19 protein-coding genes and 1 pseudogene are annotated in these 23,620 nt (G+C 68.0%); 10 read left to right on the top strand and 10 right to left on the bottom strand.

Annotation, left to right across the window (positions count from 1 at the left end):
• Positions 1-114: 114 nt before the first annotated feature.
• The 4 genes from ON22_RS07025 to ON22_RS07040 all read right to left on the bottom strand — a co-directional run bounded on the left by ON22_RS07025 (position 115) and on the right by ON22_RS07040 (position 5,252).
• The gene (locus tag ON22_RS07025; protein WP_033244704.1) at positions 115-1,716 is read right to left on the bottom strand and encodes a TROVE domain-containing protein; all 1,602 of its coding nucleotides are present in this window, start codon (positions 1,714-1,716) and stop codon (positions 115-117) included.
• A gap of 620 nt (positions 1,717-2,336) precedes the next feature.
• Positions 2,337-3,119: an ABC transporter ATP-binding protein gene (locus tag ON22_RS07030; RefSeq protein ID WP_033244705.1), complete on the bottom strand. Its 783-nt coding sequence runs from the start codon at positions 3,117-3,119 to the stop codon at positions 2,337-2,339.
• Positions 3,120-3,171: 52 nt separating this feature from the next.
• Entirely contained in the window at positions 3,172-4,128 is a 957-nt protein-coding gene (locus ON22_RS07035; protein ID WP_081595393.1) for a FecCD family ABC transporter permease, read from the bottom strand.
• Between the two features lie 89 nt (positions 4,129-4,217).
• The gene (locus ON22_RS07040) at positions 4,218-5,252 is read right to left on the bottom strand and encodes an ABC transporter substrate-binding protein (protein WP_033244706.1); all 1,035 of its coding nucleotides are present in this window, start codon (positions 5,250-5,252) and stop codon (positions 4,218-4,220) included.
• A gap of 256 nt (positions 5,253-5,508) precedes the next feature.
• Between ON22_RS07040 and ON22_RS07045 the strand changes: the two are divergent.
• Both ON22_RS07045 and ON22_RS07050 read left to right on the top strand, forming a co-directional pair.
• Positions 5,509-5,649 (top strand): annotated as a pseudogene (locus ON22_RS07045) (Txe/YoeB family addiction module toxin); the annotation flags it as partial.
• A gap of 297 nt (positions 5,650-5,946) precedes the next feature.
• Positions 5,947-6,684: an SDR family NAD(P)-dependent oxidoreductase gene (locus tag ON22_RS07050; RefSeq protein ID WP_033244707.1), complete on the top strand. Its 738-nt coding sequence runs from the start codon at positions 5,947-5,949 to the stop codon at positions 6,682-6,684.
• 133 nt (positions 6,685-6,817) lie between these two features.
• Here ON22_RS07050 and ON22_RS07055 read toward each other — a convergent pair whose 3' ends face one another.
• Positions 6,818-7,603 (bottom strand): aminoglycoside adenylyltransferase family protein, encoded by a 786-nt coding sequence (locus ON22_RS07055; protein ID WP_051157243.1) that lies wholly within the window; start codon positions 7,601-7,603, stop codon positions 6,818-6,820.
• A 177-nt stretch (positions 7,604-7,780) separates the two neighbouring features.
• Here ON22_RS07055 and ON22_RS07060 point away from each other — a divergent pair, with 177 nt between their 5' ends.
• Complete coding sequence (locus ON22_RS07060; RefSeq protein WP_231508612.1) at positions 7,781-9,145, top strand: DoxX family protein; 1,365 nt, start codon at positions 7,781-7,783, stop codon at positions 9,143-9,145.
• 668 nt (positions 9,146-9,813) lie between these two features.
• On the opposite strand, the gene ON22_RS07065 is transcribed toward ON22_RS07060, so the two are convergent.
• The 5 genes from ON22_RS07065 to ON22_RS07085 form a co-directional block, all read right to left on the bottom strand.
• Positions 9,814-10,218: a type II toxin-antitoxin system VapC family toxin gene (locus ON22_RS07065; protein ID WP_033244708.1), complete on the bottom strand. Its 405-nt coding sequence runs from the start codon at positions 10,216-10,218 to the stop codon at positions 9,814-9,816.
• Positions 10,215-10,490 carry a type II toxin-antitoxin system Phd/YefM family antitoxin gene (locus tag ON22_RS07070; RefSeq protein ID WP_033244709.1) on the bottom strand — a complete coding sequence of 92 codons (276 nt, stop codon included), beginning with the start codon at positions 10,488-10,490 and terminating at the stop codon, positions 10,215-10,217. Before ON22_RS07070 ends, ON22_RS07065 begins: the two co-directional genes overlap by 4 nt.
• Positions 10,491-10,621: 131 nt before the next feature.
• Positions 10,622-11,629: a WXG100 family type VII secretion target gene (locus tag ON22_RS07075; RefSeq protein WP_033244710.1), complete on the bottom strand. Its 1,008-nt coding sequence runs from the start codon at positions 11,627-11,629 to the stop codon at positions 10,622-10,624.
• Positions 11,626-12,000 carry a hypothetical protein gene (locus tag ON22_RS07080; RefSeq protein WP_033244711.1) on the bottom strand — a complete coding sequence of 125 codons (375 nt, stop codon included), beginning with the start codon at positions 11,998-12,000 and terminating at the stop codon, positions 11,626-11,628. Before ON22_RS07080 ends, ON22_RS07075 begins: the two co-directional genes overlap by 4 nt.
• A gap of 80 nt (positions 12,001-12,080) precedes the next feature.
• Entirely contained in the window at positions 12,081-12,779 is a 699-nt protein-coding gene (locus ON22_RS07085; RefSeq protein ID WP_033244712.1) for an ESX secretion-associated protein EspG, read from the bottom strand.
• Positions 12,780-13,139: 360 nt separating this feature from the next.
• Between ON22_RS07085 and ON22_RS07090 the strand changes: the two genes are divergently transcribed.
• The 7 genes from ON22_RS07090 to ON22_RS07120 are packed head-to-tail and all read left to right on the top strand — an operon-like array spanning position 13,140 to position 23,613.
• Positions 13,140-15,929 (top strand): PEP/pyruvate-binding domain-containing protein, encoded by a 2,790-nt coding sequence (locus ON22_RS07090; protein ID WP_051157244.1) that lies wholly within the window; start codon positions 13,140-13,142, stop codon positions 15,927-15,929.
• Positions 15,916-19,365 carry an AMP-binding protein gene (locus ON22_RS07095; protein WP_033244713.1) on the top strand — a complete coding sequence of 1,150 codons (3,450 nt, stop codon included), beginning with the start codon at positions 15,916-15,918 and terminating at the stop codon, positions 19,363-19,365. Before ON22_RS07090 ends, ON22_RS07095 begins: the two co-directional genes overlap by 14 nt.
• Entirely contained in the window at positions 19,362-19,619 is a 258-nt protein-coding gene (locus tag ON22_RS07100; RefSeq protein WP_033244714.1) for an acyl carrier protein, read from the top strand. The genes ON22_RS07095 and ON22_RS07100 overlap by 4 nt, the downstream gene beginning before the upstream one ends.
• Complete coding sequence (locus ON22_RS07105) at positions 19,616-20,689, top strand: SDR family oxidoreductase (RefSeq protein ID WP_033244715.1); 1,074 nt, start codon at positions 19,616-19,618, stop codon at positions 20,687-20,689. Before ON22_RS07100 ends, ON22_RS07105 begins: the two co-directional genes overlap by 4 nt.
• Positions 20,686-21,636 (top strand): nucleoside-diphosphate kinase, encoded by a 951-nt coding sequence (locus tag ON22_RS07110; RefSeq protein WP_051157245.1) that lies wholly within the window; start codon positions 20,686-20,688, stop codon positions 21,634-21,636. The genes ON22_RS07105 and ON22_RS07110 overlap by 4 nt, the downstream gene beginning before the upstream one ends.
• Complete coding sequence (locus tag ON22_RS07115; protein WP_051157246.1) at positions 21,633-22,607, top strand: ScbA/BarX family gamma-butyrolactone biosynthesis protein; 975 nt, start codon at positions 21,633-21,635, stop codon at positions 22,605-22,607. The genes ON22_RS07110 and ON22_RS07115 overlap by 4 nt, the downstream gene beginning before the upstream one ends.
• Positions 22,608-22,641: 34 nt before the next feature.
• Positions 22,642-23,613 (top strand): UbiA prenyltransferase family protein, encoded by a 972-nt coding sequence (locus tag ON22_RS07120; protein WP_033244716.1) that lies wholly within the window; start codon positions 22,642-22,644, stop codon positions 23,611-23,613.
• The last annotated feature ends 7 nt before the right edge of the window (positions 23,614-23,620 follow it).

The raw sequence follows: 23,620 nt of genomic DNA on the forward strand, positions 1-23,620 counted from the left end.
ACCGCTCGGAGTACCCGGGCAAGACCGGACGGCCCCTGATCGACCGGGATTGTGCCGGCCGGGTGCTGTTGCACTCCTGACGCCGGGCTCGTGCACCTCTGATGCCGGGATCGGTCAAGCTTCGCGGGCGAAATCGGCCAGTAAAGTCGGCACCGCGGCGTCGAAACCGGCGATATCGAGCATTCCGGCGTCCCGCGGATCGGCGATGGTGAAATTGCTCGCGGTCATTCCCAGCACCACCAGCTTGGCCATCGGGTTGATGTGTTCGCGGTAGCGCCGAAGCGACTGGTGCGGGTGTTCTTTTCCGGCCCACGTCTCGTTGTCGGTGAGGACCACGAATACGTCCACGTCGATACCACTTTCGAGTGCGTAGCGCATGGGCAGCGAGCAATCCGTACCGCCGAACGGCAGGTTCGATACCGCGCGGATTGCATCGTCGAGCCGCTGCCGCGGGCTGATATCCACCTGCCGCAGTGCGGCATCCCGGTAATTCGTACTGCCCTCGAGTGCGGTGAAACCGACGATCCTGTGCTGCGGTTCGGTCGCCGCCGTCACCAGCGCGAGTGCCGCGCTGGCCTCGCGTGCCGACAGCGGCAGCCCCGCGATCGGAGCCATCATCGATCCCGAGACGTCGAGCGCGAGCAGATACCGCTTCCCGGTGGGTTCCACCGCCCGGAACGCCGCGTAGAACGCCGCGTCCAGGGCATCGACGATCGGCTGTGCCGGTGACCAGGTGCTGCGTCCACGCACGCCGCGGCCCGCGGCATAGGTGCGTAGTGCGACCAGTACGTTCACCGGGTGCACTCGGCCGTGCCGCAACCGTTCCGGATCCGCCAGTTGCGCGGCCACCGCCCGGGTGCGCGCGGCGAGCGGGTCCAGCAGGCCGAGGCCGGTCAGTCGCGGCAGCTGCCGCATGAGCGCGGTCTGCGGAAGACCGCTGTCCAGCAGCGCTTCCCATACCGCAGGCTCGGTGAGCGCGGTATCGGGCAGCATCTCCCATGACAGCCGGTACTCGTGTACCAGCGCCGGAATCGCGGCGGCCTCGGCGGTCTGTGCGCGGTGGAACCCTTCCACGAGCCGCAATCCGTCCAGGGCGGGTTCGCGTCCGCAGATCCAGTCGAACAGGCGCTTACGCTCGTTCTCGGTGGTTTCCGGGTGTGACAGGCGCAGCAGGTCGCGGTGGGTCCAGCCTTCGCGCTGCCGGTACTTCACGGCCTGATAGGCGATTTCGTCGATCGGCCGGCTCGTGTACCAGTGCGCTACGGCACGCCGCAGGCCGCGACCCCAGCCGCGGAACTGTTCGATATATCGCGCGAACAGGAACAGGTGGGTTCCGGTGCGCGCCACCAGCGGTAGCGCGTCCAGCGCGGTGCGCCGGCCCTCGGTATCGCCCAGCGAAGCCGCGGCGGCGAGCGCGAACAACGCGGGATTCTGCCGTGGTGCCCGGCCGGACACCGAGACATCGACGATCTCGGCAACCAGTTCCGCGGTCCGCTCCTGCGCGAATTCCACCACCACGGCAGCATTTTCGCGAGTGAGTTCCCGGGTGCCGACATAGTAGGTGCCACCGTCGGTGCCGAGGGTGAGGAACCGGCGCAACCGCACCTGCGGGGTGATTTCGAAGGTCCACCCGCCCGCGTTGTTCGGCATCTGCCGCGTATCGGCCTGTTCTCGCTGCGGTGTGCTGCGCAGATCGATCCGTGCCAGTGCGTCCATCGTTACCCCTTCCCTCGGCCCGGTATCCGGGCATGCGGGGAGACGGGCGTGCTGGTGTCCGCCGGGATGATCTACCCGAAAGATAACCGGCAGGCTGCCGGCCCGCTCCCCACTGTGTCGGTGCGCGCGGAGAACGGGCATGGGGTGCCGACCGGAGTTCATGTACCCGGGTTTCCCCGGGTGCATGCAGGATTCGAACCCGTATATACCAGATAACCGGCCGGCGTCGGCCCGTTCTCGTTGCGCGGCACCGCCGGCGGATGGGCGTGGTGGTGGGAACCGGAAAGTCCACTGCTCTGTCCATTGAGCTACGCGCCCGTAAGGGCCGCGGCAGGATTCGAACCCGCAACCTGTGGATCCGAAAACCGATTCACTCCGGCCCACCCGCACGGTGTGCCGTGTCCGGAACTGTACACACCGGACCCGTTGCGCTCCAGAGATTTTCCGCGGGAATCACGGGGACCCGCGTGTGCTCGCCGGAAGCGACCGGGTGTAAAGGTGCGACGACCGCTTGTGCGGGGGCGGCTTCTCCCCGGCCAACCGGCCGGTACGGCGGCTCGCGCCTCGCTGAGTTCGCGCGTGGGCATCGACTGTCGCGGCCTGTGGGATCAGGCGGGCGCTTACCGGTCGACAGCTTGCGGTACGCCCGCCGGGCGGCGATAGCGGATGACGGGAACGCCGTCGTCTACGGTGACGGTGGCGCGAACACCGTAGACGTCGTGGACCAGACGTTCGGTCAGGGTTTCGGCAGGCAGTCCGTGGGCAGCGATCCGGCCACGGTCCAGAACCAGTACGTAGTCGCAGAACATCGCCGCGAGGTTCAGATCGTGCAGGGCGACCACGGTGGTGATGGGCAGTTCGGTGATCAGATCCAGGATTTCGAGCTGGTGGGCGATATCGAGATGGTTGGTGGGCTCGTCGAGCAGTAGTTCGCTGGGTTCCTGCGCCAGGGCGCGCGCGATCTGGGTGCGCTGGCGTTCGCCGCCGGAGAGGGTGCGCCAGGTGCGGTGTGCGTGTGCCGCGAGACCGGTGGCGTGCAACGCTTTGTCGATCGACTCGTCCTCCCGGGAGTCGGTGCCGAACAGGTCACGGTGCGGGATCCGGCCCAGGCGTACGACATCGCGCACGGTGATATCGACCTCGGTATGCGCATGCTGGCCGACCATCGCGACCCGGCGGGCCAGCGGGCGCCGCCCGAGGCGGTGCAGGGGAGTGCCGTCGAGGGTGACGGTGCCGCGATCGGGTCGCGAGACTCCCGCGAGCAACCGCAGCAGCGAGGATTTACCGGACCCGTTCGGCCCGAGCAATCCGACCGTCTGCCCGGGCCGCGGCCGGATATCGATATCGTCGACGACCAGGTTGCCGCCGCGGGTCCACGACAGATGTGTGCCGCTCAGTGTCATCTGTTCACCTCCGTCCTGCGGTTCGCCGGCGGGCCGGGATGTTGCGGCAGGGTCATTCGGTGCTCCGGGTGCGGAACAGCAACAGTGCGAACGCGGGCACCCCGATCAATGCGGTGACCACTCCGACCGGTACCTCCTGCGGGGCGAAAACGGTCCGTGCCAGTGCATCGACCCAGACCAGCAGAACAGCGCCCAGAACGGCACAGACCGGCAGCAGCCGGCTGTGCCGGGGACCCACCAGGAACCGGGCGGCATGCGGCAGGACCAGGCCGACGAAACCGATCGCCCCGGCCGCACTGACCAGCACCGCGGTCATCAGGGCGGTGACGACGAGTAGCAGCAGCCGGGTCCGCCCGACCGCGATGCCCAGGGTCGCCGCGGCCGACGACCCGAAGGTGAACGCGTCCAGTGCGGAATGCCGCCACCAGCACAGCACGAAACCGGCGGCGCAGACCAGTGCCGTGACCGTGACATCGGTCCAGCTCGCGCCCGCCAGCGAACCCAGCAGCCAGAAGAGGATGCCGCGGGTGCGTTCGGCATCGGCGGAGGACAACACGATGAACGAGGTGAGCGCGGAGAACAACTGGGTGCCCGCGACCCCCGCCAGCACCACCTTGGCCGCGCCGCCACCGGCCCCCGCCGCCAGCAGCAGCACCAGGCCGAACGAGACCAAGGCGCCGACCAGCGCGCCGGTGGACAGTGATACCAGGCCGCCGCCCACCCCGAGTACCGCCACGATCACCGCACCGGTGGACGCGCCGGACGAGATACCGAGGACGAACGGATCCGCGAGCGGGTTGCGCAGCAGCGATTGCATGATCGCCCCGCAGACGGCCAGTCCGGCGCCGCAGATCGCGGCGAGCAGTGTCCGCGGTAGCCGCAGTTCCCAGACGATGCCTTCGCGGATCGCCGAAACCTCCGCGGCGCCGATACCGAGCTTGTCGAACAGTACGGCGTAGACATCGCCGATGGACAGCTCAGCGGGACCGATGGTGATCGTGAACGCCATCGAGACGGCCAGCGCCGCCAGACCGAGCAGCACCAGCGCGGCCGTCGCGGGTGCGCGCGTGACCGGGGCGGCCTGTGCTGTCGGCGGACTCACGAACCGTAGCCCCACCGCTCCAGGGCGTCGGCGACTTTCTCGATACCGTCGACCGTCCGGATCGACGGATTCAGATCGGCACCGTTGACGACGATATAGCGCTTGTTCCGGACGGCATCCAGTCGCACGGTGACCGGGTTCGATTCCAGGAACGAGATCTTGCTGTCGAGGGCGTCGCCGGCCAGGCTGCGCCGGCTCAGATCGGCCAGGACGAGGGCGGTCGGGTTGCGGTCGAGGACCGTTTCCCAGCTGACCTGCGGCCACTCGTTGGTGGTGTCGTCGAAAATGTTCTTCGCGCCGACCGCGTCGGTGATGATGCCGGACGATCCGCAGCATCCCGCCATGTAGGGCGTGGAGGTGTCGGCGAACCAGTACGCCAGCGATACGTCCTGGGCGGCGATCCGGCCGACCGCGGCATCGTGGCGGCCGCGTAGTTCGGTGACCAGTTGCTCGCCGCGTTCCTCGATATCGAAGATCGCTGCGAGGTCGCGGACCTCCCTGTACACCGAATCCATGGTCAGCGGTTCGGTGCGGGCGCCGTCGGCATTGACACTGGCATCCGTTTTCCCGTCGCAGTCGGTCGGCGACAGATAGGACGGCACGCCCAGCTGCGCGAACTGGTCTCGGTCGGCCACCCCGCCGGCGCCGAGAGTGCCCCCGAAGGAGGCCGCGACGAAATCGGGTTCGGTATCGAGAACCACCTCGAACGAGGGGGCGTTCTCGGCCAGCCGGGGGACCTTCGCGTTCGCGTCGGCGAGATTCTCACGCACCGGATCGGTCCAGGTCGCGGTCCCAACCATCCGGTCGGCCAGGCCGAGCGAGAGCATGATCTCCGCTGACCCTTGATTCAGCGCGACCGCACGCTGCGGCGGAGCGTCCACCGTGACCTCGACACCGCAGTTGCTGATCTTCCTCGGATAGCCCGCCGTATCGGTCGCGGTATCGGAGGCGGTTCCGGCTTCGGTGGCCGAGCAGCCGGCGAGCGCGGCAGCGGCCACTACGGTGGTGATGATCAGCGGAAACAACCGCATCAGGACTGGACTCCTTGCGTCTGGGCCTGTGCGCGAGGCCGGCGTCGGTGCGACGCGTGAGCGATCGGACTTCACCTGCACGGTGTCACCGTTGCGCGCCAGTCCCGGACTCCCACCGGGTTCCCTCACTACGCCGCGGGCCGCAATGCGGCCGCGACCATGCTATCCGACGCCCGACTGGACGTACGACCAGGGCGAAGCGTAAACCCGGCCCTCGGGCGATCGCCAACTCGTACCATAATTCGGTACCATCGTGTTCACGGGGCTGGGTAGGCCCGAACCCCTGAAAGGGGATAAATCGGGGTACTGGTCGCGTCGAATCAACGACGAACACCGCCTGGTCTATGCGGTCTCCGGCGACAGCATCCTGATCGCACAGGCCCGCTACCACTACTGACCACCGGTGCTCGGCGGGTGTCACTCCCTGTTTGTCATTCCACTGATCGCGCTCGCCCTGTGGTATCCGCTTCGCCGCAGTCGGCCGGGTATCGGACTGGAGTGGACCGGACCAGCCTCCGGCAGTTCGCCGCCGGGGTCTGTGCCGGCTGGTGCCCGTCACCTCGAACCCTGCTGTGGGCCAACTACTTGCACGGCCCAGACATCGGCGCTCGAACGTGATGGCGATTTTCTGCCAGCGTTCATGTTGCGAATCGCGTTTGCTCGAAAGTGCAACAGCAAACGCGAAAGGACCGAAATGGCAGAGAATATAGTGGTGGTCACCGGTGCGACGCGCGGAATCGGCCGGGCAACCGCCACCGCATTCGCCCGCAAGGGCTACCGGGTGGTGGTGACGGGCCGTCGCGCGGAAGCCGTGGATGCCGTGGTGCGGGATCTGCGGGCCGAAGGTCTCGTCGCCGAAGGTGAACTGCTGGACGTGTGCTCGGTCGACAGCGCCCGCTGCCTGGCCGAATCCCTCGGCGAGCGGTACGACCACATCGACGTGCTGGTGAACAATGCCGGGATCCTCCCCGAGGCAACGGCTTCCGGGGCAGTGAATTTCGCGCACCCGGGCGCCTTCACCGAAACCTTGATGACCAACACCTTCGGCCCCGCCAACGTGATCGAAGCCCTCCTGCCGCTGGTCCGGCGGGCTCCGGCCGGGCATATCGTGAACGTTTCCACCGAGATGGGGTCGCTGTCCGAACAGCGCAACCCGGAGTCGGCCTACTACTCGATGGTGGTCCCCGGGTATCAGGCGTCGAAAGCGGCCCTCAACAGCCTCACGGTGGGACTGGCGAAACTACTCGCGAACACCCCGGTTCGAGTGACCGCGGTCTGCCCGGGTTTCGTCGCCACCGAACTCGCCCCGGCGGCAGCGGACGCGCCGACCACACCGGACGATGCCGCGCGGATCGTCCTTTCCGCCGCGGAATCCGCCGACCCTTGCCACAACGGGGCCTTCGTGGGTGCGGGCGGGCCGATCCCTTGGTAGTCGAGGGTCTGTGACTAATCGGGCGATGCGCCGGGCGAACCGATTCGTCACCCCGTGGCCACTGTTCCGCTTCGGGGATACCGGCGCACGGGCCCGGCCCCCAATCGGCCACGGTGCGGTATGGCAGCCCGAACTAGCCGGATGTCTCACACGCGTACACGATCTGCCCTTCGGCGTAGGTGACGAACGCATCCAATTCCGCCCCTCGATGGGTCCACTCGTCGGGGGCTTCGCCCAGGTAGCCGGCCCGGGCGAGACGTAGTACCGCGGCGTGTTCGGCCGGCAGCCGGGATACGAGCGCTTCGGCGGCATCTGCCTTGGACACCACGACGCCCGATTCGGCCGTCACCCACATCCGGGCGAGTGTCAGCACGACATTGCGTTCGTCGCCCCGGACACCGGCGATCAACTCGGGCAGGCCGGCGACGACGGCCCGGACGAGGTCGTTCGCCGGGACCGGATCCAAGAGGTCCGCGGCGGGCGGACCGAACAGCGTCGACGACGAATCACGGACCATGGTGGTGAGAATTGTCAGGTCCGGGTCCTCGGTGGGGGTGGGCAGTTGTCCCCGCTCGATCTCTGCGCGCAGCCATTCGCCGTAGACGAAATCCGAGCGCGGCGGGAAATGCCACGGCCTCACCTCGTCGCGGACGACCACGGTCAGTTCGACCGGTCGAGCCGGACCGGACCGCGGCCACCGACCGGAAAGACGTAACAGCGTGTCGACCAGTGCTTTCCGGACGTCAACGCCGAGGGAACTCTCGACCACGGCGAAAAGGTCGATATCGCTGTCGTGACGGAGTCCGCCTGCCACCGCCGAACCGTAGAGATACAGTCCGGCCAGGCCGTCGCCGAGCACTTCCGTGACGGCCCGTGCTATCGGGGCGGCTTCGATATTCGGGTCCGGTTGTGCTCCCACATCCTCACCATAGGTGCACCGGAGGGGCGGGCCAGGGTGAAAATCCTGCTTGCGGAGGATCGCGGATGGGGGTTGTCACGGAGGCGTCAGGACACCGGGGTGGCCTAGGTTCGATGTGATGCCCGGCCGGTGGGGGATCGCGTGGGCCGGAGACCGGCCAGGAGAGTGAGGTGCGGTGTGAGTGCCATCGATACGGCGGTCGTAGAACCCGGTGCTGATCCGGCCCCGCCCGTGCCGGGAAAGGCCGCGCCCGTGCGCTGGCCGTGGGCGGCGCGGGTGGGGTTCCGCTTCGGGGTGATCTACACGGTCCTGTTCTGCGTGATGATCGGACAGATCATCTTCGCCCTCGTCGCGGTATTGGATGAATGGCTTCCGGATACCGCGCCGATATGGCCGCTCCAGCAGGCCGCGCCGGTATTGGAGTGGGTCGGGCGTACGGTATTCGGGGCCGAAGCCGTATTCCAGGAGAACTCGGGCAGCGGTGACCAGGCCGCCATCTGGGTGATGCTGGTCTGTATCGCGGTGGTCGCCGCCGTGGTGACCCTTGTCTGGTCGGTGCTGGACCGCCGGCGCCCGGCCTATCCCCGTCTCGCCGCCTGGTTTCTGACCGCCCTGCGGCTCTGCCTGGCCGGCCAGATGCTGTTCTACGGAATCGCCAAAGCGATACCGAGTCAGATGCCGCCGCCTTCGCTGTCGACTCTGCTCCTCCCGTACGGCGAGCTCACACCGATGTCGGTGCTGTGGTTGCAGGTCGGCAGTTCGCCGGTGTATGAAATCCTGCTCGGCGTAGCCGAACTCACGGGCGGGCTGCTCCTGCTGCTGCCGCGCACCGCCACCCTGGGGGCGATGCTGAGTGTGGTGAGTATGGCGCAGGTGTTCGTGCTGAACATGACCTTCGACGTACCGGTCAAAATCCTGTCCTTCCACCTCTTGGTCTTCTCCTTGGTCCTGCTCGCCCCGCAGGCCCGCCGGTTCGCCGATTTCTTCCTACTGGCCCGCCGCGCCGAGCCCGCGGTCCAACCGCCGCTGTTCACCACCGCCCGCGCCAACCGGTACGCGACCTGGGCGCAGGCGGTATTCGGGGTCTGGCTGGTCGCCGGAATATCGTGGGTGAACTGGAGCGGCTGGCAGGAATACGGCGGCGGTGCGCCGAAACCGGAGCTCTACGGTTTATGGGAGGTGACCGAGTTCCGGGTCGACGGCGAACCGGTGCCGCCCCTGCTGACCGACGAGACCCGCTGGCAGCGACTCGTGATCGAGGTCGAGGGCGCGGTGACCGTTCAGGGTATGGACGGGCGGTTGACGGGTGTTCCGGCGGAAGTGGACCCGGCCGCGCAGACCCTCACCATCGTCACCGCTCCGGGGACAGAGAAGCCGCCGGCCACATTCTCCTATGTACGCCCGGACCCGGACCATCTCCACCTGGAAGGTGAACTCGACGGCCGCTCGACCCGAATCGAGTTCAGTGTCGTCGACCCCGGTTCCTTCCCGCTGAACGGCGATGGATTCCACTGGGTGCAGGACTATCCCAACGCGGGATGAATCGTCCTTGTTCCGCAGGGGCACAACGGCTACCGTTGGCGTCGGACGAAGTTCTGAGGGGGAAGTATGCAGTTTCGGAATGCCTTTCGTGTGGCAATTGTCGCTGCAGCAAGTTGCGCCGCGCTCAGTGGGTTCGTTCCCGGAGCGTCTGCACTCGATCTCGCACCGGGAGTTCACTGCGACGGGGCACGATGTACCAATGACAACGCCGAGGCATATGTCATCCATGGCTTTGTGACCTGTTCGGTATTCGCTCCGCCTTTGCCGTCACCTGACCCGAATGTACCGCCCGCCTCCCCATACACCACCCGAACCGATCCTTGGTCGGAGGTTTTCGAGCCGCACACCACCCGGCACGTCAACCCAGGCTGTAGTGGTGGGCAGCCGATGGGCTGGACATTCGGCGGCGCCTATCCGAGGTCTCAGGTCCCCACCGGGTCCGCCATTCCAGGCGTCGGCTGAGATTTCGAGTAGACGCCCGCCTGTGTACCAGGCGTATTGCGCCGAAGTTGCCGGATCGCTGCGGCAGGGAAGCCGAGGTTGCGATTGCCGGCGATGGAACGAAAAATGCTGTGTTCCAACCGGTGCCGGTGGACGGTGTGTGCCCCCATCTGTCGAGCCGACTCCTGTCCCACCCTGCTGGGTGCTTCCGCACCCGATCCGCGGCATCAGACTTCGACGATGTCGACCATCGATTCCAGTCCTCGGAAATCGCTGCCGTTCCTGGTGTACAGCGGGAGATTGTGGGCGGAGGCGGTTGCCGCTATGAGGAGATCCATCCTGCGCGGCCGTGGGTTTCGGTTCGCGGCCATGGTGAGCGCGACCAGTGAGCCGAAGCGGGCGACGGCTGCGGCGTCGAACGGTAGGGGATCGAAATTCACGATCGCGGCTCCGAGATGTTCCGTCCGGATAGCGCGTGTCGCCGCATCGCGTGCCATCGCGACACCCTGGTGTAGTTCAGCGAGGGTGACTACGGTGATTGCCGGCTCGATCGGTAATGCTTCCTCATCGAGCAGCCCCAGGTCCAGGTATGTGCAGGTGTCCAGTACGCCGGCGTCGTACCGCTTGCTCATCGGTTACGGTCCCAGATTTCGTCATCGCCGATGCGGTCTTCGTTTCCGAAGAACTCATCTGCCTCGCGTCGCATTTCGGCGTAGTCGATTGCGGGCAGATTCCGATGCCGCCGGATGAGTTCTCCAGCGGTGAGGCGGCGCCGGGTTGGAACAGGGCGTACCTCGGCGACCTCGACACCATTACGAGTTACCCGCACGGTTTCACCGGCGGCCACCGCGTCCATGATCTGGGCCGAGTTGTTTCGGAACTCGCGTTGGGTGATGGTCCGCATGGGCACCAGTGTAGCCCCGTGTAGCACTGCGGGCTACACATGCGGGTGTAGCTGGTGCATGTGAATCGGGTGAATTGAGATAAGCGCCCGATCCGCGCGCTTTCGGTCCGTCGCTTTCTCGAAGTAGAGCGCTACGGCGGCGGTATGACGCCGGGCTGATCCGGAGCGCGCCCACCCGGGATGGGGCCGGTGATGCCCGGCTGCCCGTCGGGGTCGGAGAGCGGGGTGCCGGATGAGGTCTGGGCGGGAGGCGGCGGTGGTGCGGCCGGGGCCGGTTCGTCCGCTTCCGGAGGGGCTTCGGCAGCAGGAGGTTGTGCCGGGGCGGGAGGTGCCGGCGCGGGCTCCGGCGGTTCGGGGGCGCCAGGGAACTGGGGCGACGGATCGTCGGTGGGTTCCGGGATTTCCGGTGTGGGTTGTGGCCTCGGCGCCTCGCTCTCAGGGGCCGGTGCGGGGACCGGTGCGGCGGGCTGAGGAGGGGGGATGGTGCCCGGTTGGTTCGGCAGTTCGGGGTCCACGGCGTCCGGTGCGGTGCCGGTGGACGACGGTTGCGGGGCGACCTGGGGGGTGGCGATGGGCGGGGCCAGCGGGGGCAGGGCCCCGGGCAGCGGAGGTGGTTCGGGCAGGGCCGGGACGCCGCTGCCGGCGGTGGTGTAGGCGGGTTTGTAGACCATGTTCATGGTGAGGATCGCTTCCTGGCGCAGGACTTCCTGCACCATGTCCGCGTCGATCACCTTCGCTGCTTCCAGCAGGCGGGCCAGGGCGCCGACCGGGCCGGTATTGCCGGGCGGGACCACCGCGATCTTCACGGCTTCCGCGGCCGCGGCCACCGCGCCGAGGCGCAGACCCACCTGGCCGACCACCCCGGCGAGTTCTTCGATGGATTCGGAGAAGCTGCGGGTACAGGCGAGCGCGGCGTCGGCGGCCTCGCCCTCCCATTCCGCCTCGTTCATGACCAGGTTCGCGTTCGCACGGGTGACGGGGAAGGTGCTCTGCAGGGTGGCGGCGGCATTCATCCAGGTGCCTGACAGGCGCAGGATCTCACCGGCGTCGATCTGCTGGGTGGCCTGGTAGATATCTTCGTGGCGCATGGCTTCGAAATGCTCCATGGCGCTGATGTAATCGGGGTCGGTTCCGCTCATCGGGGGATCCTCGCTTCGACGGCGCGCACGGCGGCGGCGTTCGCGGCATCGGCTTCCTCGTACAGGCCACCGCTGAGCAGGAACGCTTCCTTCATTCGGTAGGCGGCTTCGATGTAGTGGTCGAGCAGGGCCGCGGTATCGCGCGCTTTGTGACCGAACCCGGCCTGGAGTTGCCGGGCGGAGATCAGGCCGCCGAATCCGTGGGGGTCGGCGGCGTCGGTGAGGTTTTGCCTCAGCTGGATCAGCTGGTCGGCTTGCCGGTCGTAGAAATCGGCGCAGCGCCGCGCCGCCTCCGGATCGAACTTGACGGTTCCCGCATGGGCTGCCTGGCGGAACCGGACGATCTCGGCTCGACTGTCTTCGATCTGCATGACTGGCGTACCCCTCCGTCGGTCACGCTCAGCCTAATCGCAACGGCGGGTCGCGGACAGCGGGTCGCAGTGATCGGCGTTCAAGCGGGGATCCGCTTCTGCAAATGTATGGCGAGTTGTTCGGTGGAGGCGGGCACGATGTGCACGGTGTCGTCGGCCTTGAGTAGGTAGCGGCCGTCGTTCTCCAGATCGAGCCAGGTGTAGTGCACCGCGGGCGGTGGTTTCGGCCGGTCGAGGTGCGCCTCGATCCGGATATGGCCCTGGGCGGTGTGCGGGGCGCGCAGCAGTTTGCGGATCGGCGCGGCGGCGCGTTCCTCCTGCACAACGGTTTCGGTGTCACGCACCGCCGCGGTGGAGGCGGTGCGTGCGGGATGGCGTCCGGCCTGGGATTTCGGGAGCAGTGCGGCCAGGCGGGCGCCGAGTTTGGCGCTGTGACCGATGGACAACCGGATGGTGCCGCCGAATTCCGCGGTACGTCCCGGCTCCTGCACCGCGAGGACGGCGCGGTCGAAGACCACACAGCCCAATGCGCGCAGTTCCCGGCCCGGTTCGGCGGCGCCGCCGATGGCGATCACGCGGGTGTGCGGTTCGGCGAGGATACGCAGGCAGGTATCGCGGTCGGGGTCCGGGGGAAGGCGCTCGACGAGTTCGGCGTAGAGCGCCTGGGCATCGCGTTCGGTGCGCGGCGATTCGAGGACACGCAACGGGTAGGGGAGCCGGTCCAGGTCGGCTTGGCGCCATATATGCGCGAATTCGTCGGGGGTCAGGCTCCAACTCACGCGGAATCACATCCTCACCGATACCTGCGCGGGCTACAACAGCCTAATAGGTCCGGCCGGGCGGCGACCATCCGCACTCCGCGCACGGCCCGGGCGGAGGCGGCGGCACACCGGTGACCTGGTGGGGCCGTGGTCTGCCGGGGTGGTGCGGTGATGCGCACTGCGCCGGGCGGCGCGCCGGTGTGCGGATCAGCGGCATATCGGCAGTATCGCGCGTGGTCCGGGCCCCATTCGGCGGGACCGCGGGTTTGTGGGTTAACGCTGCACCCGAATGGGCGATACACAGAGTGGTCCTCGGGTTTACTCATGCGGAGCGGGCAACAATGTGCTGCCGCGGCAGACGGGGTTGGAGGTCGGTTCGTGCGGGTGCTCGGAGTGGACGACGCCGAAGCGGATATCGTCGCTTGGGGTGGGGGTAAGGCGCGGGGGCTGTATGCGCTGGGCGTGGCGGGGGCCCGGGTTCCGGCGTGGCTTGTGCTGAGCACGGATGTGTTCGCGGAGTTCGCGGCTGCGGCGGGGCTGGTTAGTCGGATCGACGGTTTGGCCCGGGCCGATGATCTCGATACGGCTCTGGAGCTGGCAGGCGGGATCCGGGCGGATATCGCGGCGGCCGGAGCCGTATTCGACGAGGCCGGGATCCGGGATGTGGTGCGGGCCGCGCATACTCGCCTCGGCGGGGGAGCGCTCGCGGTGCGGTCGTCCGTGGTGGGCGAGGACGGTGCTACGGACTCTTTTGCGGGACTGTTCGATTCGTATCTGAACATCGGTTCGGACGAAGTGTGCGAGCGGGTTCGGGATTGCTGGGCCTCCGGTTTCTCCGACCGGGTCGTGCGGTACGCGTTCGCGCGGAACAGGCGGCCGGTGACCGAGATCGCGGTTCTGCTGCAGCGGTTCGTCGCGGCGCATGCCAGTGGTGTGTTGTTCACCCGTAATCCGGCGTCCGGTTCGGTCGGTGAGGTGGTGGTCAGTGCCGTCTACGGGCTGGGGGACGGGCTGGTTTCGGGAGCAGTCGACGCCGATACGGTGGTGGTGGACGAGTCGGGGGCTGTCGTCGAGCGGACCGTGGGCGACAAGGATGTCGAATATGTGCCCGCGAGCGGCCGGGGACTGGCGGTGGTGGATGTGCCCGAGCCCCGGCGGACCGCGTCGGTACTCGGCGACGAGGAGGCGGCCCTGCTCGCCGATCGCGGTCGGGGGCTGGCCGATGCGCTGGGTGGCCCTCAGGACTTCGAATGGGCGGTCGACGGCGACGGATTGTGGTTTCTGCAAGCCCGGCCCATCACCGGCGTGCATCCGTTGCCGGACAGTCCCGATCGACCGGACACCGGTGGCGGGCACCGGGGGCTGCACCTCGTACAGAACGGTCCGGCCGGGGCGGCGGTGCTCCGTGGTGCCGGCGAGCCGGTGGCACCCGGTGCGGTACGAATCTGGGACAACTCGAACATCATCGAAAGTTTCCAAGGGCTGACCTCACCGCTGACCTTCACCGTCGCCGCCGGTATCTACGGCCGGGTATACCGGGGTTACGCGCAATCGCTGGGTGTGCCGGAAAACCAGCTACGGCAGCTGGATTCGTGGACCCCGTACCTGCTGGGCACCTTCCACGGCCGGGTGTACTACAACCTGCTGCACTGGTATCGGATGGTGGGGATAGCGCCCGGCTATCCACTGAACCGCAAGGTGCTGGAGGCGGCGCTCGGAGTAGCGGAGCCCCTGCCGGACGAAATCGCGAAAACCTTGCGTCCCTTCGACTTCGGCAACGGAGTGCAACGGGGCTGGTCGCGCGCCCGGACCACCGCCATCTATGTGCGCCGGATCTTCGGTATCGATGCCATGATGCGCGAATTCTGCACCGAGTTCTACCGGGTGTACGACCGTTACGACGCCATGGAATACCGCCACGGCGAGCACGCGTACGCCGCCTATCGGCGGGTGGATCGCGACCTCGTGCTGCGGTGGGGGCCGATGATGGTGCTGGATGCGATTCTGCTGACCCTCACCGGCACCATGTTCCTGCTGACCAAAGCGTTCCTGCCGCAGGCGCCGAAATCGCTGCTGTATGCGCTCGTGGGCCCGGGTGCCGATATCGAATCCGCGGAGCCGGCCCGCGCGATGACCGACCTCGCCCGCCGCGCCCACGCCGACCCCGGTTTGACCGCGCTGCTGTCGACGACCGAGCCCGAGCACACATACGCGGCGCTGCGGGCGGGCGGCTACCGGGATTACCTCGCCGAAATCGACAACTACCTGGACCGGTATGGGTACCGCAGTGTGGACGAACTGAAATTGGAGGCACCGGATCTGCGGGAGGATCCCGCGGGGTTGTTCGTCCTGTTGCGCGGGGCCCTGGGCCGTATCGGCGCACCGGAGCCGGCGGGCGAACCCACGCTCGACCCCGACGCTTATCTCGACGAACACCTCGGCGGTCTGCGCCGGCTGCTCTACGACCGGGTACGCAGCAAAACCGCCCGCTGTGCCGCGCACCGGGAACGGCTGCGGTTCTGCCGGACCCGTGCGTTCGGGATGGTCAAACGGATGATCCGGGTGATGGGCCGCGATCTCGCGGCCCGCGGCGTCATCGCCGATTTCCCCGATGTCTTCTATCTGACCGTCGAGGAACTGCACAACTGCTACGACCGGGTCCCGATGCCGGATCTGGCCGACCGGATCACGGCCCGCAAGATTGCCCGCACTGTCGATGCCGAACTGGTGGCGCCCGCGCGTTTCACCACGGTAGGGCCCGAACTCACGGATGCCGAACTGGCGGAGCAAGGGTGGATACCGTTGGCGGAAACCCCGGCCGCGGTACCCGGTGATGTGCTGGCCGGGACGCCCTCGGCCGCCGGAGTCGTGGAGGGGATCGCGGTGCTGGTGGACGAACCGCGCGATGTGGCGGGCGGGATCCTGGTCGCCTATCGCACCGATCCGGGTTGGGTGGCGGCGCTGCCGTCGGCGTCGGCGCTGGTGATCGAACGCGGTAGCCCGCTCACCCATGTGGCGATCGTGGCCCGCGAACTCGGGGTGCCCACGGTGGTTCAGGTACCGGGCGCCGGCCGGAAGTTGCGGACCGGGATGCGGATCCGGGTCGACGGAGCGGCAGGTACGGTGACCGTCCTGTCCGGAGGAGGTCACGACGATGGAACCGGATGAATATGTGGCGGCGGTACGGGATTGGCTCACCGTTCCCGCCGCGGATACCGGCGTGTACTTCGCCGACGAAGGCAGCGGCTGGGACTACCGCAGTTACGCCGATCTGGCGGAGCTGAGCTGGGCGGTGGCCGAGCTGATGCGCGAACACGGTATGCGCGCCGGTGCGGGGGTCTGCGTGATCATGCCCACCGGCTTTCCCTGCGCCGCCGCCTTCTATGCGGTGTGGGCTTGCGGTGGGGTGTTCACGCCGGTCGCACCCCCGATGTACGGCGATTTCGACGAGTATGTGGCGCATATCGGGTCGATAATCCGGCAGGCCGCGCCGCTGCTGGTGCTGACCTCGAACGAGTTCCGGGACCTGGCCCGGCGAGCGCATGCCGCCGCGGGGCGCACCGACGAACCCGTGGTGGTCGACCCGGTTACGCTCCCCGCCGCCCCGCAGCAGCGCCGGTTCGCCGAGCCCGACGAATGCGCGCTGCTGCAGTTCACCTCCGGATCCACCGGAACACCACGTGGGGTCCGGGTGAGCTGGCGCAATCTGGCGAACAATATCGCGATGATCTCGGCGCTGGTGGACTGGCGGCCGGGGGAGGCGATGGTGTCGTGGCTGCCGCTCTACCACGATATGGGGCTGGTCGGCGCGTTCCTCACCACCGTCACCAATCAGGGCGACCTGTATCTGATGCGCCCGGACCAATTCGTGCGCGACCCGGTGCGCTGGCTGCGGGCGATGACCCGGGCGCAACACTGTCCTTCGCCGTCGTTCGCGCTCGGCTATGTGGCGCATCGGGTGCGGGCCGCGGAGATCGCGGATCTGGACCTCTCCGGCTGGCGCACCCTGGCGGTGGGTTCGGAGCCGGTCGAGGTCGCGGATCTGCAGTCGTTTGCGGAACTGACGGCACCGCAGGGCTTTTCGATGCGTGCTTATACTCTCGCCTACGGGCTGGCGGAGGCGACTCTCATGGTGAGCTCCTCGGCCCGCGACCGTCCCATCACCTCGCTGCGCCTGGACACCGCGGCGCTGCGCTTCGGGCAACCGGTCACGGTGCTGGCCGCCGAAGAACTGGCCGACGGGCATACGGTCACCGGTTCCGGGTGGGTGAACGGGCTCGGCTTCTCCACTCCCGAATCGACGGTGCGGGTCGTGGACGCGGACGGAAACCTGTTACCCGACGGGACTCTCGGCGAGATGGTCGTCGCGGGTGGTTCGGTCGCGCTCGGCTACTCGGAGCCGGCGGGGCCCGAATCGTCCACCCGGATACAGGACGGTGTGCTCTACACCGGGGACGCGGGGTTTCTCCGGGACGGCGAAGTCTTCGTACTCGGGCGGATGGGTTCGAGCCTGAAGGTGCGTGGGCGGCCGGTGTTCATGGAGGATATCGAGTCGCGCGTCGCCCAGGAGACCGGGCTCACCAAGGGCAAACTGGCTGCTGTGGCGTTGCCCGAATCCGGCGGGCACGGGATTGCGCTGTTCGCCGAATCCGCGCCCGGTGAGTGGATCGAACGAGCCCGCGGCATCATCGCGGGGCAACTGGGGCCCGCCCATACCGTCACCGTCGTGACCGGGCCGCGCGGCATCATCCAGCGGACCTCCAGCGGTAAGCCACGGCGCAGGCATATGTGGGAGCGTTTCCGGGAGGGGGCACTCGACGGCGCGATGGTCCACGAAACACCCGGAACCACCGGGTATTCCGTGCCGCCGATCGACACAGTGAGTTCGCGGTCACCGACCGGCGCTGCGCTGCCGGCGGATTCCGCGCTGCCGGGCGACCGTGTCATTCGGCTGCTGGACGCGGCCTTGGAACGCGTTGCGGTGCCTGCTGGGGCGGCGGTGCTGTTCGAAGGATCGCTGGCCGAGGGTTTCGGGAACGCGGGTTCGGATGTGGATTTCCTGGTGGTCGCCGCGGGATCGGAAGAGATGCCGACATTGCCGACGGTGCTGTTCGTCGCGGGCCGGCGGGTGGAGATCCGTACGAGGTCGGCGGGACAACTGCGCCGGCAACTGACGACGGTCGCCGACAGCGCAGACCCGGCTGTCCTGGACGAGGACGTGTTGAACCGATGCCAGCGGTTCCTGCGCGCGACCCTCGTCCGTCCCGGGAGCGCTGTGGACTTGCCGGAGTTGTATTCCGTGCTCACCCACGACGAATTCGCGCAGCGGATCGCCGAGTGGTGGACGGCTCGGGCGCGGGAGGCGCTGCGTTATGCCGTGGCCTGGTCGGCACTGGAAGCCGGTGCGGAGGCCGCGGACTGGGGCGCGGATGGGCTCCGGCAGGCCGTCAAGGCCTGGGCGGCCCGGCAGGGGGAAACGTATCTGGAGACGAAATGGCTGCCGGAACAGTTGAACCGGCTGGGTGCCGTGGGCGCGGCGGTCGCCCGGAAGTATTCGGAGCCCCTGTCCCGCGACGAGACACGAGAGGGTGGTCCGCACGCAGAGGAAATCCGGGCGGGTCTGGAGCGTTCGGTCGAGTTCGCCGCCGAGCTCGGTGTGGACGGGGTGAGCGCGGACCCGGGCCGGGTGCTTTTCGCCCGGATCCCGGGTGTCACGACCTGGCAGATCGGTGACCGTGTTCATGTGCTGCGCGGTGACGGCTCGGTCTTCGTTCTCGGTGCGGACGCCGCCCGCGTCTGGCGTTCGGTGGTGTTCCGGCGGCCGGTGGCCGCGATTGCGGCCGGCGGGGCCGGCCGTGGCGAGTACCTGGCGGAATTCGTACGTCTCGGGTTCGTGGGGCTGGACTGGCAGGGAGCGGGCCGGATCACTGCGGCGCTCGCCATGTGCCGGCCGGTACAGCCCTACACCCCGCCGCCCGCCCCGGTACTGCCGGTGCTCGGGGTGAACGGTGCCACGCTCGAGCCCGGTCGGCCGGTGGCGTTGTCCGCGCTGCCCGCCCAGCGGTTCGTGGCCTGCGGGATGGGGCTGGTGTGGTCGAATATCGTGCTGGAGAACGCCCGCGAGGACCTCACAGGCGCGGTGAAGGACGGGCAGTGGGAGGTCGCCGAAATCGCGGCGCATCGCCTGCTCGCCATGGCGGTGCGCGTGCTGCTCAGCGCTTTCGGTGTCCATCCACTGCCCGCCGATACAGCACCACTGCCGACGCTGGCCCGGGTCCTGCCTGCCTCGGCCGCCCGGCGTGCCGATCTGCTCGCCGCGCTGGGCGCCGCCCGGCGGGTGCGGTTCGGTGATCCGAGTGGGGACACCACCGCGGCCTTGCGGATCCTGGAGGATTTCGTGGCACTGGTCCGCACCGTAGCGGGAGAGCAGGGATTTCCTGCCTCGTTCGATTCCCGCGACCAATGGCGTCGCACGCTGGCCATCGGGTACGACTGGTTGCGCCTGGCCGGCTATCTGGATGCCGAATTACCGCTCGACGAAGCCCGCGATCTGCTGACCTCCGGCGGGCGGCAACCCCATATCCGGGAAGGTGAACCGCAGTGAGGGATACCGCAGTGGCCCGGCAGGTGTACCGGGTGATCGATGCGATGGCGCCGCAACCGGATACCGCCTGCGCCGACCAGGACCGGCTCGTCGATGACCTCGGGTTCGATTCGCTGCGGCTCATGGAGCTGACCGTGGTCTTGGAACGCGCCTTCGATCTGCCCGCGTACCGGCCCGAAGAACTGGCCGGCGTGCTGCGGGTGGGGCAGGTCGTGGCGCTGATCCGCACGAGCCTGGACGGAGCGGACCGGTGACCGCGGGCGCCGTGCTGGTGACCGGGGCGAGCGGGCTGGTCGGCGCGGAGGTGGTGGCGCGTTTGGCGGCTGCGGGTCGCGAGGTGGTGGCGCTGCGGCATACCGAAATCGATATCGTCGGCGCCCACGGAAACCGTATCGAGGTGGCCGAGTTCCGGAGCGGGGATGTCCGGCTGCCCGGGTTCGGGTTGAGCGCCGGTATGCGCCGGGAGCTCGGCGCGCGGGTCGAGACGATCGTGCACTGTGCCGCGACCACCGCCTTCGATGCCGCCGATTCCGAATACGCCGAACTGAACGTCGGCGGTACGGAAAACGCGATCGGCCTCGCGCTCGACTGGGATGCGGCGCTCGTCCACCTCAGCACCGCCTATGTATGCGGGATGCGTGGCGGGGAGATCGCGGAGGACGAACTCGACTGCGGCCAGAGCTTCGGAACCCGCTACGAGGCCGGTAAATACGCCGCGGAGCAGGCAGTGCGCGGTGCCCCCGGACTGCGCTGGTCGGTGGTCCGCCCGGGTATCGTCACCGGCGCTTGCGATAGCGGCGCGATCCGCGAGTACAAGAATCTCTACACCGTCGTGAAATTGATGGTGGAAGGCAAACTCCGGTCGCTGCCCGGCCGTTACGACGCCACGGTCACCCTCGCACCGGTCGATCATGTCGCCGCGGTGGTGGCGGCCGCGGTCCTCGACTTCGAAACCGGGCGCACACTGCACGCGGTGGGCCGGGATACGTTGTCGTTGCGCGAGATATCCGATGTCCTGGCCGAGTATCCGTCGTTCGCGGTGGCGACCTTCGTTCCCGAAACCACTTTCACCGAATCGGATCTCGACCCGATCGAACGCGAATACTATCGCCGCATCGGCTCGCTCTACACCAGTTATTTCACCCGTCGGCAGACCTTCGGCACCGAACACGCCGAAGCCTTGCTCGGGCAGGCGCCGCCCGGCTCCGGGAAAGAGTATCTCCGGCTGCTGCTGGACCACTGCCTGGAATCGGGCTATCTCGGTGACCCGCTGCCGACCATTGAGGACATACTCACCGGAATCGGGACGGAGTGGAGCCCATGATCGATCATCCCGCACCCGTGGCTGCCGAGCCCGACGCTCTGACCGGCCTGCTGACCGTGCTCACGCCGCAGTGGGAGAAGGTGGCCGCCTACCGCTCCGATACCTACGTCCTGGAGAGCGTGGAGCAGTTCGCGCGGTTGCGGATCGACGCCCGTGGGTTCGCGGCCCGGCATTCGCTGCTGCTGTTGAAACCGGATGCCATCGTCGCCCGGGCCGTGGAATCGACGCTGAAATGGCTCTCCGAGAACGGCTACCGTGTTGTCGATGTGGCAACCGTACCGGTGAACCGGCATCTGGTGCGCGCACTGTGGTACTACGCCTGGAACATCGCGTCTCCGGAGCGTCGTCGCCTGGCCGATCTGCTGGCGGCGGTATCGGATTGCCTGCTGCTCGTTGTTGCCGGACCCCACGGTGAGCTCCCGGCGCCGGTGCGGCTCACCGAAGCCAAGGGTCCCACCGATCCGCGGAAGCGGAAACCCGGGCAGCTGCGCCACCTGCTCGGACAACAGAACTTCCTACTGAATCTGGTGCACACCCCCGACGACCCCGCCGATGTGCTGCGCGAACTCGCGATCTACTTCCCGGAGAATCAGCGTGCGGACGTGATCACCCGCGCCTACACCGGCGCCGACCGTGCCGAAACCGCGCGCGAGCTCGCCGACGCCCTGTATGCACGGACACCGTGCCGATCCTTCGATCGGGGTGTCGCCGTCGAACGGGTACTGCGAGATATCGACCGTTCGGGCACACCGCTCCCACCGGATTTCGACGCCGATTCCACCGCCGACTGCGCCGCTGTCCTCACCCGGGCACTCGGCGCCGGGCAGGATATCGACCCGTGGTCGGCGGTAGTGCTCGGCTCGCAGGTCCTGCCCATGCGGGTCGGCGCCGGGCCACAGACACTACCGCCGGTGACCGCCGCGGACTGGCGGAAGAAGCGCGTATGAGCGAGTCCGGCCGGGCGCTGTCGGCCGTCGGCGCAGAGGTCTCCTACCAGCAGCCGATCCGGCGCGAACTGACCCACCGCGCGGCGGTATCGGAAGTGTTCGTCACCTCGCTGGCCGCCCGCGGCCCCGGCCGTTTCGTCGCCGGTGCGCAGCTGCCCCGGATGCATGCCTATTACGGCGATCACCCCGGTGTCCTCGCCGCGCGACACGATCTGCTGGCGGTGATGGAGACGGCGCGCCAGGCGGCCATCGCCCTCACCCACGAGTTCTATGAGGTGCCACTGGATTCGATGTTCGTGGTGCGGACATTCAACGGCACCGGCGTGCCCGGCCCGATCTGGGCGTGCGGGGCCGAACCCGCGGATCTGGTTGTCGACGTCGAGGTGATGGACCTGCACGATCGCGATGCCGCGGTATGCGGGCTCGAGACGGTCCTCGCGATCTCCTGTGCCGGCCGGCCCTTGGCGACCGTGGACGGATCGTTCTCCTGGGTCCCGCCGGACCGCTGGTCCGCCTTGCGCGCCGCATTCCGGGAGAAACAGGGCCTGGGCGCCGATATCGGCCCGGCGGTCTCCGCGAAGCCCGCCGCCCCGGCCGCGGTGGGCCGGCGCGACGCCCGCAATGTGGTGGTGGGCCAGGCCGAAGGAGACGCCGGTGCGCCGCTGGCCGTCGACACCGCGCACCCGTTCCTGTTCGACCACCGGCTCGATCATCTCCCCGGCAGCGTATTGCTGGAGGCCGCCCGGCAGACCGCGCTGCTCTTACAGCCCGGGCTGCCGGAACAGCCGCAGTTGATCGGTATACGGAGCCGGTTCGATCGCTTCACCGAACTGGATGTAGCCACCGAATGCCGGCTCGAACCTGCCGGGCCGGCGCCGCAGCCCTGGCAGGCCTCCTGCACGATCCGGCAGGACGACAAGACAACCGCCGAACTGGAGCTCACCTTCCTGGATGCGAGTGAGACGGGATGACAACCGATTCGAGGGCGTCACCGGGCAGGTTCGGATGACCGCGCGTCCGGCGGGAAGTGCGGTCCGGCGTCTGCTCCACTTCACGAAGGTCATGTACAAACCGCACTATCTGCTCTACGGGGTGCTGTGGGTTTTCGCGCTGGAAGCGACCATCGCCCTGCTCACGGTGCCGTGGGAAGTATGGCGGCCCGGTGCCGCGACGCTGTGCCGGGTGGTCGTCGTCGCGGCCGTGCTGCTGTACCTGCGGATGGTCGATGAACAGAAGGACCTCGAATACGACAGGGTGCACAACCCCGACCGGCCTCTGGTGACCGGTGCGGTGACCGCGGCCGATCTGCGTCTCGGCATGGTGGTGCTCGCGGCCGGTTCGCTCGCCGCGAGCCTGCTGCTGTCGGTCCGCTCCGCGCTGGCCATCGGCCTGGTCCTGCTCTACGGGCTGGCTCTGTGGGGTCTGGAACGGGTGTCGGCGCGGGTCCGCGACGGCATCCTGGTCAACCTGCTGGTCACCTATCCGGTCCAACTACTGGTCACCGCTTATATTCTGGTCTCGGTGCTGGATACGCCCGGACCACCCCGCGGCTGGGCATCCTACGAACCGTGCACCGTCTGCGATGGCCGCCTCGCGACGTTCTGGTCCCTGGCGCCGGTCGCCCTGATCTTCGCCGGTGCGTTCCTGCAATTCGAGTTCGCCCGCAAAACCGCCCGTGAGCAGCGGCCCGGCGAACACTACTATTCGAATCCGCTGGGGCCGGGGATGAGCTGCGCCGCATCGCTGCTGTTCGTCGCCGTCGCGATCGGTGCGGACCTCGCGCTGGTCCGGCCGTGGGAGTACACCGGGTGGCGGCTCGGGCTCGGCTACCTGCCGGTGCTCGCGGCGCTGCTGCCGGTGTACGGCGCCCTGCGGTTCCTCCGGCACCGCAGCGCCGAATACCCGGTGACGCCCGCGGTCCTTTTCATTGTGATCCTCTACGGCGTTCTCATCGCCCAATCGGCCGTACCCGCCTGACCCGGCA

The sequence above is a fragment of the Nocardia carnea NBRC 14403 genome, from assembly GCF_000308515.1.
GTDB lineage: Bacteria > Actinomycetota > Actinomycetes > Mycobacteriales > Mycobacteriaceae > Nocardia > Nocardia carnea.

Coding starts and splice junctions, on each gene's coding strand:
- ON22_RS07025 (WP_033244704.1), bottom strand. CDS start 1,716: ATGGACGCACTGGCACGGATCGATCTGCGCAGCACACCGCAGCGAGAA.
- ON22_RS07030 (WP_033244705.1), bottom strand. CDS start 3,119: ATGACACTGAGCGGCACACATCTGTCGTGGACCCGCGGCGGCAACCTG.
- ON22_RS07035 (WP_081595393.1), bottom strand. CDS start 4,128: ATGGCGTTCACGATCACCATCGGTCCCGCTGAGCTGTCCATCGGCGAT.
- ON22_RS07040 (WP_033244706.1), bottom strand. CDS start 5,252: ATGCGGTTGTTTCCGCTGATCATCACCACCGTAGTGGCCGCTGCCGCG.
- ON22_RS07050 (WP_033244707.1), top strand. CDS start 5,947: ATGGCAGAGAATATAGTGGTGGTCACCGGTGCGACGCGCGGAATCGGC.
- ON22_RS07065 (WP_033244708.1), bottom strand. CDS start 10,218: ATGAGCAAGCGGTACGACGCCGGCGTACTGGACACCTGCACATACCTG.
- ON22_RS07070 (WP_033244709.1), bottom strand. CDS start 10,490: ATGCGGACCATCACCCAACGCGAGTTCCGAAACAACTCGGCCCAGATC.
- ON22_RS07075 (WP_033244710.1), bottom strand. CDS start 11,629: ATGAGCGGAACCGACCCCGATTACATCAGCGCCATGGAGCATTTCGAA.
- ON22_RS07080 (WP_033244711.1), bottom strand. CDS start 12,000: ATGCAGATCGAAGACAGTCGAGCCGAGATCGTCCGGTTCCGCCAGGCA.
- ON22_RS07095 (WP_033244713.1), top strand. CDS start 15,916: ATGGAACCGGATGAATATGTGGCGGCGGTACGGGATTGGCTCACCGTT.
- ON22_RS07110 (WP_051157245.1), top strand. CDS start 20,686: ATGATCGATCATCCCGCACCCGTGGCTGCCGAGCCCGACGCTCTGACC.
- ON22_RS07115 (WP_051157246.1), top strand. CDS start 21,633: ATGAGCGAGTCCGGCCGGGCGCTGTCGGCCGTCGGCGCAGAGGTCTCC.
- ON22_RS07120 (WP_033244716.1), top strand. CDS start 22,642: ATGACCGCGCGTCCGGCGGGAAGTGCGGTCCGGCGTCTGCTCCACTTC.